Genomic DNA, 15,986 nt, shown 5'->3' on the forward strand with positions numbered 1-15,986 from the left:
TTAGCCTTTATTTTTTTACAAATGAAAAAACCCGTTGCCGGGCTTTGCTAAAAGTTTCCTATGTTTGTTACCATTATACCATTATGTTACGGGTGTTATTCAAGGAATTAAACGAATTAATTCTGAAATCCCTAAATCTATCACAGCAAAGAAAAGAGCAAAAAATATAACTGTAGCTAATACCGTAACTGTGTAGTTAGTCAGTTCCTTACGCTTTGGCCAACTAACCTTGCGCATTTCACGGCTGACATCTTTAAAAAAATTGACTACGCGCTGCATGTGTATACCCCCAACTTCCTTGTCTTACTCTATCTATAAGTGGCGCCTACTACTTTGTTTGACGGTGGATGGTATGAGCACTGCATGTTCTACAAAACTTCTTCAGCTCTAACCGTTCCGACTCTTTATTGCTCATCGTTGAATAGTTTCTTGAACCGCAAGTTACACAGGCCAAAACTACCTTTTTTGTCAAAAATGCCACCTCTAACTTACTATTTTGTCCATAAAACTGTATCATGGACACTTGTCAATGTCAACAGAGCTCTATTACCATATACCCTGTCATACTACAGGGTGAGCTCCCTCACCTCAAGATATTTCTCAAGCTTCCTTTTCACACGTTGGAGCGCATTATCAATTGATTTCACATGACGATTGAGTTCCTCTGATATCTCCTGATATGACTGACCATCTAGATAAAGAGCTAGCACCTTCCGCTCTAAATCACTTAGAAGCTCAGACATTTTCACCTCAATATGATCAAATTCCTCTTGATTAATAATGAGTTCCTCCGGATCTAACACTTTAGCTCCAGAAATAACATCCATTAAGGTTCGATCGGATTCTTCATCATAGATTGGCTTGTCCAACGACACATAAGAATTCAACGGAATATGCTTTTGTCTCGTTGCTGTTTTAATCGCGGTAATAATTTGTCTAGTGATACACAGTTCTGCAAACGCTTTAAAAGAAGTGAGTTTGTCCTCTCGGAAATCTCGGATCGCTTTGTAAAGACCGATCATTCCCTCTTGAACAATATCCTCTTTGTCAGCACCGATTAAGAAATAGGATCTAGCTTTGGCTCTAACGAAGTTTCGATACTTATGAATCAAGTAATCTAATGCTTCACTATCACCTTTGTGCACTAAATCAACTATTTCTTCATCCTCAAGCTGCATTAAATGTAAATAATTTTCGTTGATTTTTGTTGTCTTGTAGTCAGCATTCACTTCGGATCCCCCCGACCGAACAAGCATAGATAGAAATATTATACAGTAGGCTTTTTTAAAGCGTCAACCGGTCATCACTTTCCTCTTCGCCATTTTTCAAAAATTTCTGCCACTTCACTACTTAATGGAATTTTTGACGTAGGGCTATTTTCCTGAATTTTTTGTACCTTTCTCTCTATCTTCTTTTCAACCGAGTCCATCTCTATTAGTAACTCTCGTGCAGATTTTCTTAGTGCACCTTGTCCAAATATGGCCCATTGTTCTGTAAAATCAGAGGTTGCCACATGAATCTGAGTTTTTCTATTATTTAAAGAGATCGCAAGCTTTTCAATGCATTCATCCGCTGTTTCATTATTTCTTGTGAATATAACTTCGACTTTATAATTTTTATACTTTTTTTCTGTCCCTTTTACAAAATGGGCGTCGAATACAATAATCACACGATAACCTGAGTAAGCTTGATACTCGGCCATCCTTTCAACTAAACGGTCCCGAGCTGCTGCTAAATCCTTATTTTTTAGCTCTCGAAGCTCTGGCCAAGCTCCAATGATATTGTATCCATCCACTAACAGAATGTCCATTTTATCCCTCTAGCGGATATCGTTTTCGATACACCTCATACATTAAAAGGGCAGCCGCTACCGAAGCATTTAAAGAGGTGACATGTCCTTTCATTGGCAGGCTAACCAAAAAGTCACATTTATCACGGATGAGTCTTCCCATTCCTTTTCCTTCACTACCAATCACAAGACCTAAAGGCATTGTCCCATCGAGCGAACGAAAGTCCTGTTTTCCCTTCGCATCTGTACCTGCAATCCATAAACCTCGTTCCTTTAGCTCATCAATGGTTTGTGCCATATTCGTCACTCGGACAACAGGAACATATTCAATGGCGCCCGTTGATGCTTTTGCAACTGTTGCTGTTAACCCAACTGCTCGTCGTTTCGGAATGATTATTCCGTGTGCACCAGTGGAATCCGCAGTTCTCATAATGGATCCTAGATTATGCGGATCCTCAATTTCGTCTAACAAAAGGAAAAATGGAGTTTCACCTTTTGCTTCTGCCGCCTTAAACAAGTCATCAAGTTCCGCATATTGGTAAGCAGCTACTGCCGCTACAACACCTTGGTGATTTCCTTCCACCATCTGGTCGATTTTCTTTTTAGGAACAAATTGAACAATGACATTTTGTGCTTTTGCTAACCCTATTACCTGTTGCATTTGACCCGTTTGGGAACCTTCTGCAATAAATATTTTATTCACATCGCGTTCAGACTTTAATGCCTCTATAACTGGATTTTTTCCAATAATAAAGTCTTGGCTCATCTTATTGTTCCTCCTTTCATTCTCCAACTTGAGAGAGAGCAACTTCGATCAATTCATCAAGTCGCTCCTCTCTGTTCATTAAATATAGATATCCGATTAATGCTTCAAATGCTGTACCATAGCGATATGTCTGCACATCTGTATTCTTTGGCACTGTTCCAGATTTTGCATTTCTGCCCCTTCTAACAACTGCCTCTTCTTCCTCACTTAAAAGCTTCGAATCTATAAAGTGATGGATGAATTGACACTGAGCTTTTGCAGAAACATATTTGGTCGACTCTTTATGAAGCTGATTCGGTCGTACTTTCCCAGATTGAAGCAGGTATCTTCGAACATATACTTCAAAAATAGAATCACCTATATAAGCTAAGGCGAGGCTATTCAGTTGTTTCGCATCTATCGTATTTTCAAAGCGAAGCATATTTTAGCCTCTTTTCCATCTTGTGCCTTGAGGTGTATCTTCTAAAATAATGTTCATCTCTTTTAACTGATCACGAATCTGGTCAGATAACTGGAAATTCCGATCTTTTCTAGCCTGTATACGTTGTTCGATTAACGCTTCTATTTCTTCGTCAAGAAGTTGATCTGCTTCAAGAGTTAAACCAAGGATTCCAAATAACAATTCAAACTCGATCATAAATGCGTCGATCACAGTGATAGATGTGTTCTTTTCAATTAGATACATATTAGCCAGCTTAGAAAGGTCGAATAACTTAGAGATGCCATTCGCAGTATTAAAATCATCATCCATATCACGAACAAACTCATCATGCAAGGTAGTAACCTTTGTTAACCATTCTTGATCATTTTCTGTTAAATTGGCGCTAGCCTCACGTCGATGTTTAAGGTTTTGGTAAGAAGTTTTTAATCGATCAAGTCCTGCCTTTGTATTTTCTAACAGCTCATCTGTGTAGTTGATAGGATTGCGATAATGTACCGCTAACATGAAGAACCGTAGTACTTGCGGATCATGTTTTTGGATAATATCGTGAACGAGAACAAAGTTCCCTAGTGATTTTGACATTTTTTCATTATCAATATTAATGTACCCGTTATGCATCCAGTAGCGTGCAAATGTTTTGTCTGTTAACGCTTCGGACTGGGCAATTTCATTTTCATGATGCGGGAAAGCCAGATCCTGACCTCCTGCATGAATGTCAATCGTATCACCTAAATACTTCTTCGCCATTGCAGAGCACTCAATATGCCAGCCTGGTCTTCCTTTGCCCCATGGGCTTTCCCAGAAAATTTCACCTGGCTTTGCTGCCTTCCAAAGGACAAAATCTAAAGAATCTTGTTTCTTCTCACCAATGGCAATTCTTGTACCTAGTCTTAGTTCATCAATTGATTGATGAGACAATTTCCCATATTCCTTGAATTTACGAGTGTGGTAGTATACATCGCCCTCGGACTCATAGGCATATCCCTTTTCAATCAATGTAGAAATAAAGTCTAAAATAATATCCATACTTTCAGTTACTCGAGGATGAACATCTGCTTTTCGGCACCCGAGTGCTGTTACATCTTCAAAGTATGCTTTTATAAAACGATCAGCAATCGTTGGGACATCTTCTCCAAGCTCATTCGCAACACGAATCAGCTTATCATCCACGTCAGTGAAATTGGAGATATATTGAACCTCATATCCTCTATACTCTAAATATCTTCTTACTGTATCAAACACAATCGGTGGCCTTGCATTTCCTATATGGATATAGTTATAAACGGTAGGACCGCAAACATACATCTTTACTTTACCCTCTTCAAGAGGGATGAACGGCTCTTTTGAACGAGTCAGTGTATTATATATTTGAATGCTCATGCTCGTAGCTCCTTTCCTTCTCTACCTGTTCTAGTTGTTTTCTTAAATTGTAAATTTCAGCTTCAAGTACTTTGAAACGGTCGCCAGTTGGATCTGGTAGATCACAGTGATTTAAATCTTTCTCTACTTTCTTTCCATCCCTTATCACAACTTTCCCAGGAATCCCAACGACTGTCGAGTTTGGAGGGACATCCTTTAGTACAACAGAACCTGCGCCTATCTTAGAATTTTCACCAACCGTGATCGATCCTAATACTTTTGCACCCGTTGCAATAAGAGCATTATCCATTATTGTTGGATGGCGCTTTCCTTTCTCTTTTCCCGTTCCCCCTAGTGTAACTCCCTGAAACACCGTCACATTGTCACCAATTTCACATGTTTCACCAATGACAACCCCCATGCCATGATCGATAAAAAATCGCCTTCCGATGGTTGCACCTGGGTGAATTTCTATTCCAGTGAAGAAGCGGCTTACCTGTGAAATGATCCTTGCCATAAAATAAAATTTTCTCTTATATAGAGCATGTGCCATTCGATGAGCCCAGATGGAATGCAAACCTGAATAGGTTAAGATAACCTCCAAATACGTCCTTGCCGCTGGATCTTGTTCAAAAACTACTTCAACATCTTCCCTTAGCATTTTAAACATTATCGTTCCCCCTAAACGTAAATGCTGCTTATTTTGTAAAAATAAAAAACGCCCCTGTCAAAAATGACAGAGACGCTTGTATGCGCGGTTCCACTCTGTTTAAGTAGCCACATTGCTACTTCAACTCAACTCTTGTAACGGAAGAAATCCGCCTTATTCTACTAGGGGAATGACCCTGTTTCGAATCAGGACTCAGAGGGGCACTTCAAAAAACAAGGGGCTTAAACCACTTTCAGCCGATGATGGTTCTCTCTAAAAAGCATTGCTTTTTTACTTTTCCTCTTCAACATTTTCAAAATTATATTATTATCTTTACTATATTACATTTTTTCCAATCTGTTAACCAATAATGCTCACAATTCGTTGTAATATTTTTTCTTTACCAATTAGAGCAATTGCTTTAGGTAAATCTGGTCCGTGTGTTTGACCAGTAGCAGCAACACGTACTGGCATAAAGAGCTTCTTACCCTTTTGCCCTGTTGCTTTTTGAACACTCTTCAAAGTTGCTTGAACATCCTCTGGTTGGAGACTTGGAAGCTTCTCAATCTCACTCGCAAAAGTAGATAATACTTCCTTCACGCCTTCCTCCTGGAGAACCGCCTTTGCTTCTTCCTCTAGTTCTAGTTCCTCTTTGAAGAATAACTCTGATAGCTCGACAATTTCAGCCCCATAGCTCAACTGATCTTGATAAAGTGCTACAAGATTTTTCGTCCATTCTACTTGCTCCGGAGTCATTGCCTCACTAACAAGCCCCGCCTTTTGAAGATGCGGTAAAGCAAGCTCATACACAACGTCAACCTCTTGCTTCTTCATGTACTGGTTATTCATCCAAGTAAGCTTTTGCTTATCAAATAGGGCTGGAGATTTCGAAAGTCTATTTGCTTCAAAAATGGAAATCAGCTCTTCCTTCGAGAAAATCTCTTCCTCTCCAGATGGTGACCAGCCGAGTAAGGTAATAAAATTAAATAATGCCTCAGGAAGATATCCTAATTCCTCATACTGTTCAATGAACTGAATTATCGACTCATCACGTTTACTTAACTTCTTTCGGCTTTCGTTTACGATCAATGTCATATGTCCAAACATTGGTGTCTCCCAACCTAATGCTTCATAAATCATCATTTGCTTTGGTGTATTAGAAATATGGTCATCTCCACGTAACACGTGTGAAATTTCCATCAAGTGATCATCAACAGCAACAGCAAAGTTATAAGTCGGTGTTCCATCCTTTTTTACAATAACAAAGTCTCCACCGATTCCATCTGCCTCAAAAGATACATCTCCTTTAACCATGTCGTTAAAGCTGAAAACCTTCCCGCTAGGAACCAAAAAGCGAACACTTGGTTGTCTTCCTTCTTTTTCTAGAGCTTCGCGCTGCTCACTCGTTAGATGACGGCATTTCCCTAAATAACCACCCATCTCACCCTTCTCCGCTTGCTCATTACGTTCTGCTTCTAGCTCTTCTTCTGTACAATAGCATTTATAAGCTTTGCCCTCTTCTAGAAGTTGCTTATAGTACACTTCATATAAGTCGTTACGTTCTGATTGTCTGTATGGACCATATGATCCACCAACATCAACGCTCTCATCCCAATCTATTCCTAACCATTTTAAGTATTTTAGCTGACTTTCTTCCCCGCCAGCAATATTACGCTTCTTATCAGTGTCTTCAATTCGGATAATAAACTTTCCACCTTGATGACGCGCAAACAAGTAGTTAAATAGCGCAGTACGAGCGTTTCCAATATGTAAATGCCCCGTTGGACTTGGTGCATAACGAACACGTACAGTGTTAGACATTCTATTTTTCCTCCTAAAGAGTTCTATCTATTTTTGAGATTTATTTTATCATTGTGAAAAGACAATTCCTAGAGTTCTTTCTTTTTTAAGAGCACAACGGCTTGAGAAGCAATTCCTTCTCCTCTTCCGGTAAATCCAAGCTTTTCTGTGGTGGTTGCTTTCACATTTACTTGATCTGGTGTAGCTTTCAATAATTCAGCGATTCGGTTCTTCATTTGCTCAATGTATGGAGCCATCTTCGGTTTTTGTGCAATAATGGTACAATCCGCATTTACTAACTCATATCCTCGATTCTCCACTAATGACCATACATATTCAAGCAGCTTTGCTGAATCAGCATCCTTAAACTCTGGATCCGTATCCGGAAAATGTCTCCCAATATCTCCTTCACCTATTGCTCCTAAAACAGCATCTGTCACTGTATGAAGGAGGACATCTGCATCTGAATGCCCTAACAATCCTTTCTCATAAGGAATCGTTATTCCTCCTAAAATCAATGGTCTACCTTCTGTGAGCTGATGAACGTCAAATCCTTGTCCAATTCTAAACATCGTTATTAAAGTCCCCTCTTTTGGTAGTCACGTTGCTTTATGATTGCCTCTGCAAAATACAAATCTTCTGGTGTCGTCAGTTTAATATTATCGTAGTCACCCTCAACAATTTTCACAGGTACATGTAGTCGTTCTACTAAACTTGCCTCATCCGTCCCTAAAAAATTCTGTACCAAGGCTAGGTTATGCGCTTCTTCTAGCAACGACACGCGAAAAGCTTGTGGGGTTTGTATGGCCCACAAGCTTGAACGCTCAATCGTCTCAACTACTTCAAAATTATTTACCTTCTTAATTGTATCCTTAACAGGGACCGCTACTACAGCCGCTCCATCCTTTTCAGCTACGGCTACTAATTCATGGATCACTCTTTTTTCAATAAATGGCCTAGCTGCATCATGAACGAGGATAATTCCCTCTTTCTTTGCCGCTTGCAACCCATTATATACACTGTGCTGTCTTTCGTTCCCACCAGCAACAAGAGAAGTAACCTTTTTGATTCGATACTTTTTTAAAAGGCTGGAAAAATGGTCTTCATCTCCGGCTGAAATAGCTAAAATAATTCCCTCACATGCCTCATCCAATTCAAATACCTTGAGTGTATGGATTAATATTGGAATATCCTTTAGCTGAAGCAACACCTTATTTTTGCCTGCCCGCATTCTTTTCCCTTGTCCTGCTGCAGGGATAATAACTTGGTAAGACATAAGATATCCCCTAACTATTTCTATAATGCTTTTTCTAATAATTTCGGCTTAGCAAAAATCATTCGACCAGCTGATGTTTGCAGTACACTTGTTACCAAAACTTCAAGTTGCTTCCCAATATAATCTCTGCCATCTTCCACCACAATCATCGTGCCATCATCGAGATAAGCAATGCCTTGGTTATGCTCCTTGCCATCTTTTATAACCTGAACATTCATTTCTTCTCCAGGCAACACAACTGGCTTAACGGCATTTGCCAAGTCATTAATGTTTAATACAGCAACCTTTTGAAGTTCACACACTTTATTAAGATTAAAGTCATTGGTTACAACTACCCCACTAGTTAGCTTTGCAAGCTTAACAAGTTTTGAATCTACCTCTTGTACATCCTCAAAGTCGCCTTCATATATCTCTACATTCATGGCTAGTTCTTTTTGAATTCGATTTAAAATATCAAGACCTCTTCTACCACGGTTTCTCTTTAATACATCAGAGGAATCGGCAATATGCTGCAATTCTTCAAGGACAAATTGTGGAATGACAATGGTTCCATCTAAAAATCCAGTTTGGCAGATATCAGCAATACGCCCATCAATAATAACACTCGTATCTAATATTTTTAATTCATTTTTGGCAGTTGTATTCTCAGCCTCTAATTCTTCATCACTAGACTTCTTTTTTGATTTCGTAAAAAGAGATAATAACTCGTCTCTCTTTTTAAAACCAACTTGGAAACCTAAATAACCAAATAAAAGTGTCAGTAGTACGGGAGCTACCGTATTTAAAATAGGTACTTCGATACCCGTTAATGCATAACCAACTAAAAAGGCAATAATTAATCCAAATACTAATCCTACGCTACCAAAAATAATATCCGTGATAGGTACTTTGACAAGAGATTCTTCTACCCATTTAACAAAATTGACGACATAATCGACCGCCCAAAAAGAAATAAGATAAAAAATAATAGCACCTAAAATAGCGGTAACATAATGATTATTTATCAGAGGAATGTCGTCTAGTGATATAAGAGTTAATAAATCAGAGATTAAAAAGATCCCTAAAGTACCACCTGTAATTAAGAAACAGGCTTGAACAATACGTTTTAACATTCCTTCACCTCCTTTTATACATTATAAACAATTTCCATAAATTGAAACGTAATATTACATAGAAAATTATTGTTTGTTATTATCCTGTAATCTCTTTGTTATATTAGTATAATTGCCGGTGATTCGCATGTTTATTACTACTAAGGGTAGCACCTAGCAAATATTGGTGTCAATTTTTTACCCTTTTCTTTCACTTATTCAAATGTCGCTTTAAGTGCATCTGCAACAGTAGAAACTCCAATCAACTGAATCCCTTTTGGGGCTGACCAACCACCAATGTTATTGGCAGGAATTATCACTCGTTCAAACCCTAGCTTGGCAGCTTCTTGAACACGCTGCTCTATTCTTGATACCCTTCTTATCTCCCCAGTCAAACCTACTTCACCAATAATACAATCCGTTGGTCTCGTTGGCTTATCACGGAAACTTGAAGCAATGCTAATAGCTACAGCTAAATCAATAGCTGGTTCATCGAGCTTCACTCCACCAGCAACCTTTAAGTAGGCATCCTGGTTTTGGAGTAACAAACCAACACGTTTCTCCAATACTGCCATTAATAGTGATACTCTGTTATGATCAATTCCAGTAGCCATTCTCCTTGGATTTCCGAAGCTAGTCGGTGAAATAAGTGCTTGTATCTCTACTAAAACCGGACGGGTACCTTCCATCGAAGCAACTACTGTCGATCCTGCAGCACCTTGAGAACGCTCCTCAAGGAAGATCTCAGATGGATTATGAACCTCTTCCAATCCAAATTCCTTCATTTCAAAAATTCCCATTTCATTTGTGGAACCAAAACGGTTCTTTACCGCTCTGACGATCCGATACGTATGGTGGCGCTCCCCTTCAAAATAGAGAACGGTATCGACCATATGTTCGAGAAGTCTAGGACCCGCAATCGAACCTTCTTTTGTCACATGGCCTACAATGAAAATAGCAATCCCCTTTGTCTTTCCTATTCTCATAAGCTCAGCTGTACATTCTCTTACTTGAGAGACACTTCCTGGGGCAGAGGTTACCTGTGGATGGAAAATGGTTTGGATAGAATCAACAATCACAAAACTCGGGTTTTCCTTTTCTATCGTTCGACTGATCTCTTCTAGGTCTGTTTCAGAATAGACGAGTAAGTTTTCTGATGCTACTCCTAGTCGATCTGCTCTTAGCTTCGTCTGTCTCATGGACTCTTCCCCTGAAATATAAAGAACGGAATGTTGCTTTTTTGCCAGTTGAGAAGAAACCTGTAATAGCAAGGTAGATTTTCCTATTCCAGGATCACCGCCTATTAACACAAGGGAGCCTTTAACGATTCCTCCACCTAACACACGATTTAGCTCGACCAAATCCGTCTGTATACGCGGCTCTGTCATCGTTTCAATTGAGGTGATTGGTGTTGCTTTAGACATGGTTGTTGAACCTACTGAATGAGCAAAGGTTGCGCGATGATTAGATACCTTTTTTTCTATTTCTTCGACCATCGTATTCCATTGTCCGCATCCAGGGCATTTCCCCATCCATTTGGGAGATTCATAGCCGCAATCATTACACATAAATTTTGTTTTTACTTTTGCCAAACTTATATCCCCCTTCTTCCATGCCATACTCTCTTATTATAAGACATCTTATAAATTCATTGCAGTGATAAGTATTTCCCAAAAGAAAATAGAAGGCACACGTAATCTCTTACGTGTGCTCCCTATTTTTACGATTATTTATGAATCGGTTCTCCGGCTCTTACAGCAAAATCACCATCCATATAATCAATGATAACCTTTTGTCCTGTTAGAACCGTTCCTCTTAATAACTCTTCTGATAAACGGTCCTCAATATGCTTTTGAATGGCTCTTCTTAAAGGTCGAGCACCGTATTCAGGGTCATACCCTTCCTCAGAGATCTTCTCTTTTGCAGCCTCTGTTAGCTCTAATGTAATATCCTGTTCATTTAATCGCTTAATTAGCTGATCAGACATTAATGTGACAATCTGTTTCAAGTGCTTTTTCTCTAAAGAATGGAAAACAATAATCTCATCGATACGGTTTAGGAACTCTGGACGGAATGCCTTTTTCAGCTCCTCCATTACCTTGCCTTTCATATCTTTAAAGTCCTGTTCTCCGTCTTGAATGTTAAAGCCAACATACTTGTTACGCTTTAACGCTTCTGCTCCAACGTTAGAAGTCATGATAACAACTGTATTACGGAAATCAACACTTCTTCCTTTAGAATCAGTTAGACGACCATCTTCAAGTACTTGAAGCAAAATATTAAATACATCTGGATGCGCCTTTTCAATTTCATCTAATAAAATAACAGAATAAGGCTTTCTTCTTACCTTTTCAGTCAATTGTCCACCTTCATCGTATCCAACATAACCTGGAGGAGAACCTACTAGTCTGGAAGTCGAATGTTTTTCCATATACTCTGACATATCTACTCGAATCATTGCATCTTCGTCACCAAACATGGCTTCTGCTAATGCACGTGCAAGCTCTGTTTTACCAACACCTGTTGGACCAAGGAAAATAAACGATCCGATAGGGCGCTTTGGATCTTTCAAACCAGCACGAGCACGACGGACAGCCTTTGAGATGGCCTTTACAGCTTCCTCTTGACCGATTAAACGAGAATGAAGAATTTCTTCAAGCTTTAATAGCTTATCTGTTTCTGTTTGTGCGAGACGAGATACAGGAATTCCCGTCCAACTTGCTACAACCGTAGCAATATCATCGACAGTCACCTCTGAATTCTCTTTTCCTTGCTTCTCTTTCCATGTTTTCTTTGTTTCTTCTAGTTGTTCACGAAGTCTTTGCTCTGAATCCCGTAATGATGCAGCCTTTTCAAATTCTTGACTTTGAACAGCAGCATCCTTTTCCTTACGAACTTCTTCAAGCTTTGCTTCAAGTTCCTTTAAGTTAGGAGGAGTCGTGTAAGAACGAAGTCTTACTTTTGATCCTGCTTCATCAATTAAATCAATGGCCTTATCAGGAAGAAAACGATCCGAAATATAACGGTCAGACAATTTCACAGCTGCCTCAATCGCCTCATCCGTAATGGATACTCTATGATGTGCTTCGTAGCGATCTCTTAATCCTTTTAAGATTTGAATAGATTCATCCGCTGTCGGTTCATCTACCATAATTGGCTGGAAGCGTCTTTCTAGAGCTGCATCTTTTTCAATATATTTACGGTATTCATCGAGGGTGGTTGCCCCAATACATTGAAGCTCCCCACGAGCTAAAGAAGGCTTTAAGATATTTGAAGCATCAATTGCACCCTCTGCTCCACCTGCACCGATAAGTGTATGAAGCTCATCAATGAATAAGATGATATTTCCTGCTTGACGGATTTCATCCATTACTTTCTTTAAACGGTCTTCAAACTCACCTCGATACTTTGTACCGGCTACCACTGTTCCCATATCAAGCGTCATAACACGCTTATCTCTTAATGTTTCAGGAACCTCATTGTTGACTATTTGTTGGGCTAAACCTTCAGCAATCGCTGTTTTCCCTACCCCTGGCTCCCCAATTAACACGGGATTATTTTTCGTTCGTCGGCTTAATACCTCGATCACACGCTGAATTTCCTTCGCTCTTCCAATAACGGGATCAAGGCTTCCTTCTCTAGCAATCGCTGTTAAATCTCTTGCTAAGCTATCTAAAGTTGGTGTATTAGCACTAGCAGCTGTACCACCTTGATGATTGCTTGATTCACTGCTACCTAACAGTTGAAGCACCTGTTGTCTTGCTTTGTTTAAGCTAACTCCTAAATTGTTTAATACCCTTGCTGCTACTCCTTCACCTTCACGAATCAGTCCAAGCAAAATGTGCTCTGTTCCTACATATGAATGACCAAGCTTTCTTGCTTCATCCATAGAAAGTTCAATCACCTTTTTTGCTCGCGGTGTATAGTGAATCGTCTGAGAAGCATCTTGCCCGCGACCGATCAGATTTTCTACTTCTTTTTGTATTTTCTCTGATCCTAATCCTAAAGCATATAAAGCTTTTGCAGCAATCCCTTCGCCTTCTCTTACTAACCCAAGTAAAATATGCTCTGTTCCAATATTGTTATGACCTAAACGAATAGCTTCTTCCTGTGCTAGTGCAAGTACCTTTTGAGCTCTCTCTGTAAAACGTCCAAACATCATGTGAACATCCTCCTAACTAAGGTTAATTTTCCATTTTTATTCTTTCCCTTATTAAAGAGGCGCGACGAATATCACGCTCGTTGGGTCTTAGTGGTCCTCCCGCGTACTGCTGGAGAAATCCTGGTTGTGTTAATATCATTAATTCATTCAAGATATTTCTCGATATGTTTTCAATATAACCCATATCAATCCCTAATCTTACATCAGATAGACAGCTAGCTGCTTCCTTAGTTTCAATGATTCTACTATGTGTGAGAACACCTAGGGAACGAAAGACTCTATCCTCTAATTGTATGTTAGAAGTTTTTGCTAATGCCCCACGAGCTGATCTTTCTTGGGCAATTAGTTGGCTGACAACTCCCTTTAAGTCCTCCACAATATCCTCTTCGGATTTACCTAAAGTGATCTGATTAGATATTTGAAAGATGTTGCCTAACGCCTCACTACCCTCTCCATACATTCCTCTAACGACGAGACCAAGTTGATTGATGGCTGGAATTATACGATTCATTTGTTGCGTTAATGTCAAACCTGGTAGATGCATCATCACAGATGCCCGCATCCCTGTCCCTACATTTGTCGGACAGCTCGTTAAGTATCCTACCTTTTCATCGAATGCATAATTGATATGCTCTTCCAATTCATCATCGATGCGATCTGCCAGTGTTAACGCCTCACTCACCTGGAATCCAGGATATAAGCATTGAATTCTGATATGATCTTCTTCGTTAACCATAATGCACACTTCTTCATTTTCCGATAAAAGACAGGCACCTAGAGCAGAGTTTTCAACTAGATGAGGGCTGATTAAATGCTTTTCCATTAATACTCGTTTTTGTATAGGCTGAAGTTCTTCCATTCTTAGGAGCTCTAATTGACTTAAGTTAGGAATGGTATGATTTAATAATGCCTTCTCCATTGTCTGAATAACTTCCTGTGCTTCCTCATTAGAGAAAAGGGTTGGGAACTTATACTCATTTATATTCCGCGCGAGCCGAATTCGAGAACTTAGAACAATGTCTGAATCAGGCCCTTCTGCACTCATCCATGAGCTTATGGCTTGATTTATAAATTTTTCAAGAGACATGTACCTATTCCTCTCCTTCACTTTCACTGCGTAACAGCTTTTCAATTTCTCTAATTTCATCCCTTACAATTGCTGCTTGTTCAAACTCTTCGTTTTCTATTGCAGACTTTAAATCAACCTTTAGTTCTTCTACTTTCTTTTTGTAGTGAATGTTTCCACCTATTCGTTTAGGTATCTTCCCATTATGTGTGGAGTTTCCACTATGAAGCCTTCGTAGTATCGGTTGAAGCTGATCCCTAAACGTCTCATAGCAATGAGCACACCCAAACCGCCCGACTTGAATGAATTGCTTATATGTCATCGAACAGCTTTCACATTGCAATACTTGTTGTTGCTCATAAAGTGAAGCTTTTTGTTGAGCAAGCTGGTAGTTATGATCGAAGTTTAATAGCCCAGCTAATAGATTATTAATGGAAAAACCTGAAGTATTCGTGACTACAAAATGCTCTCCTTTTTCTTGAGCACAAACCTCACATAAGTGAAACTCAGTTTTTTTACCATTATTAATCTTTGTAAAATGAAGGGTAGCTGGCCTTTCATTACACTCCTGACAAATCATGTTACTCACCTCAATAAAATGGCTTTACTCTTTTCTAAAGGCATATTATCTTCTTACTTATATTTTAATGTTGTTAACATAGCCTTTAGCATTCGCGAACGAAGTTCATCACGATATGGTAAGTCAATATACAGGACGGAGCGATCAATGACACTGAGCATAATTTTTGCTTCTCTCGTTGAGATCACATCTTCCTCAACTAGTCTGAAGATCACGTGCTCCGCACTACTTTGTGACACTCTAGAAGAGATCACAGTTAGCAGCTGGTCAATAAGGTGAGCGTTATCGTGTGATTGAACTTTCATAATTCGAATATATCCACCACCACCTCGTTTACTTTCTACAACATACCCTTTTTCAATGGTAAATCGTGTGTTTATAACGTAATTGATTTGTGATGGTACACACTGAAACTTATCAGCTATTTCACTACGCTTAATTTCAACGAGCTCTCTTTCACTCATCTCGAGTACTTCTTTTAAGTACTGCTCAATGATATCGGAGATGTTCCTCACCATATCCCCCCTCTCTGACTTTGACTATATTTGACATTAATTATACATGATGAACGTAGTTTCATGCAATGAACAACACCTTATAAATTTTTCCCCAAATTTCGTGCTCTCAAACTAGGAAGGAATACATAAATATAATTCTATAAAATAGAGGAATTACTTTTTTAAAAGTTATAAAAGCAATTCCTCATCAAATTAGATATACATACAACAAAAAAAGCACCCATTCAGGTGCTTTTTTCTTTGCCTAGCGACGTCCTACTCTCACAGAGGGAAACCCTCAACTACCATCGGCGCTGAAAAGCTTAACTTCCGTGTTCGGTATGGGAACGGGTGTGACCTTTTCGCTATCGCCACTAGACCTGTATTCACTTGAAGGAATCATTCCTTCAAAACTAGATAATGAATGAAGAAGAAGAAATACGTTTCATCGTAATTTGGTTAAGTCCTCGATCGATTAGTATCAGTCAGCTCCACACGTCACCGCGCTT

At 39.2% G+C, this 15,986-nt stretch carries 17 protein-coding genes, 1 rRNA gene and 1 other annotated feature; all 18 genes read right to left on the reverse strand.

What is annotated here, in order from left to right; genetic code table 11:
- Positions 1 to 99: 99 nt before the first annotated feature.
- The 18 genes from secE to rrf all read right to left on the reverse strand — a co-directional run bounded on the left by secE (position 100) and on the right by rrf (position 15,856).
- Complete coding sequence (secE, locus tag M3175_RS22185; protein ID WP_066058623.1) at positions 100 to 279, reverse strand: preprotein translocase subunit SecE; 180 nt, start codon at positions 277 to 279, stop codon at positions 100 to 102.
- Between the two features lie 49 nt (positions 280 to 328).
- Complete coding sequence (gene rpmG / locus M3175_RS22190) at positions 329 to 472, reverse strand: 50S ribosomal protein L33 (protein ID WP_119706256.1); 144 nt, start codon at positions 470 to 472, stop codon at positions 329 to 331.
- Positions 473 to 566: 94 nt separating this feature from the next.
- Complete coding sequence (gene sigH, locus M3175_RS22195) at positions 567 to 1,178, reverse strand: RNA polymerase sporulation sigma factor SigH (protein WP_285852393.1); 612 nt, start codon at positions 1,176 to 1,178, stop codon at positions 567 to 569.
- 125 nt (positions 1,179 to 1,303) lie between these two features.
- Positions 1,304 to 1,810: an NYN domain-containing protein gene (locus tag M3175_RS22200; protein ID WP_251523678.1), complete on the reverse strand. Its 507-nt coding sequence runs from the start codon at positions 1,808 to 1,810 to the stop codon at positions 1,304 to 1,306.
- Position 1,811: 1 nt separating this feature from the next.
- On the reverse strand, positions 1,812 to 2,555 hold the full coding sequence (gene rlmB / locus M3175_RS22205) for a 23S rRNA (guanosine(2251)-2'-O)-methyltransferase RlmB (RefSeq protein ID WP_119706253.1): 744 nt from the start codon (positions 2,553 to 2,555) through the stop codon (positions 1,812 to 1,814).
- Positions 2,556 to 2,571: 16 nt separating this feature from the next.
- On the reverse strand, positions 2,572 to 2,976 hold the full coding sequence (locus M3175_RS22210; RefSeq protein WP_251523680.1) for a Mini-ribonuclease 3: 405 nt from the start codon (positions 2,974 to 2,976) through the stop codon (positions 2,572 to 2,574).
- A 3-nt stretch (positions 2,977 to 2,979) separates the two neighbouring features.
- Positions 2,980 to 4,377: a cysteine--tRNA ligase gene (gene cysS, locus M3175_RS22215; protein ID WP_251523682.1), complete on the reverse strand. Its 1,398-nt coding sequence runs from the start codon at positions 4,375 to 4,377 to the stop codon at positions 2,980 to 2,982.
- Positions 4,358 to 5,026 carry a serine O-acetyltransferase gene (cysE, locus tag M3175_RS22220; protein WP_251523684.1) on the reverse strand — a complete coding sequence of 223 codons (669 nt, stop codon included), beginning with the start codon at positions 5,024 to 5,026 and terminating at the stop codon, positions 4,358 to 4,360. Before cysE ends, cysS begins: the two co-directional genes overlap by 20 nt.
- Before the next feature lie 65 nt (positions 5,027 to 5,091).
- Positions 5,092 to 5,322 (reverse strand) — a binding site (T-box leader).
- Positions 5,323 to 5,365: 43 nt separating this feature from the next.
- The gene (gene gltX, locus M3175_RS22225; RefSeq protein ID WP_251523686.1) at positions 5,366 to 6,826 is read right to left on the reverse strand and encodes a glutamate--tRNA ligase; all 1,461 of its coding nucleotides are present in this window, start codon (positions 6,824 to 6,826) and stop codon (positions 5,366 to 5,368) included.
- A gap of 68 nt (positions 6,827 to 6,894) precedes the next feature.
- Positions 6,895 to 7,377 (reverse strand): 2-C-methyl-D-erythritol 2,4-cyclodiphosphate synthase, encoded by a 483-nt coding sequence (ispF, locus tag M3175_RS22230; RefSeq protein ID WP_251523688.1) that lies wholly within the window; start codon positions 7,375 to 7,377, stop codon positions 6,895 to 6,897.
- A gap of 5 nt (positions 7,378 to 7,382) precedes the next feature.
- Positions 7,383 to 8,081, reverse strand: a complete 699-nt coding sequence (gene ispD, locus M3175_RS22235; protein WP_251523690.1) for a 2-C-methyl-D-erythritol 4-phosphate cytidylyltransferase — start codon at positions 8,079 to 8,081, stop codon at positions 7,383 to 7,385.
- Between the two features lie 20 nt (positions 8,082 to 8,101).
- Positions 8,102 to 9,193 (reverse strand): PIN/TRAM domain-containing protein, encoded by a 1,092-nt coding sequence (locus M3175_RS22240; RefSeq protein ID WP_251523692.1) that lies wholly within the window; start codon positions 9,191 to 9,193, stop codon positions 8,102 to 8,104.
- 194 nt (positions 9,194 to 9,387) lie between these two features.
- Positions 9,388 to 10,764, reverse strand: coding sequence for a DNA repair protein RadA (radA, locus tag M3175_RS22245; RefSeq protein ID WP_251523694.1), 1,377 nt, complete (start codon positions 10,762 to 10,764; stop codon positions 9,388 to 9,390).
- Positions 10,765 to 10,898: 134 nt separating this feature from the next.
- Positions 10,899 to 13,334: an ATP-dependent protease ATP-binding subunit ClpC gene (clpC, locus tag M3175_RS22250; protein WP_251523696.1), complete on the reverse strand. Its 2,436-nt coding sequence runs from the start codon at positions 13,332 to 13,334 to the stop codon at positions 10,899 to 10,901.
- Positions 13,335 to 13,356: 22 nt separating this feature from the next.
- The gene (mcsB, locus tag M3175_RS22255) at positions 13,357 to 14,421 is read right to left on the reverse strand and encodes a protein-arginine kinase McsB (protein ID WP_251523698.1); all 1,065 of its coding nucleotides are present in this window, start codon (positions 14,419 to 14,421) and stop codon (positions 13,357 to 13,359) included.
- A gap of 4 nt (positions 14,422 to 14,425) precedes the next feature.
- Complete coding sequence (gene mcsA / locus M3175_RS22260) at positions 14,426 to 14,980, reverse strand: protein-arginine kinase activator protein McsA (protein ID WP_119706242.1); 555 nt, start codon at positions 14,978 to 14,980, stop codon at positions 14,426 to 14,428.
- A gap of 53 nt (positions 14,981 to 15,033) precedes the next feature.
- Positions 15,034 to 15,495, reverse strand: coding sequence for a CtsR family transcriptional regulator (locus M3175_RS22265; RefSeq protein ID WP_119706241.1), 462 nt, complete (start codon positions 15,493 to 15,495; stop codon positions 15,034 to 15,036).
- 245 nt (positions 15,496 to 15,740) lie between these two features.
- A 5S ribosomal RNA gene (gene rrf / locus M3175_RS22270) occupies positions 15,741 to 15,856 on the reverse strand.
- Positions 15,857 to 15,986: the final 130 nt, after the last annotated feature.

It is taken from the genome of Robertmurraya korlensis (assembly GCF_023715225.1).
In the GTDB taxonomy this organism is placed as follows: Bacteria; Bacillota; Bacilli; order Bacillales; family Cytobacillaceae; genus Robertmurraya_A.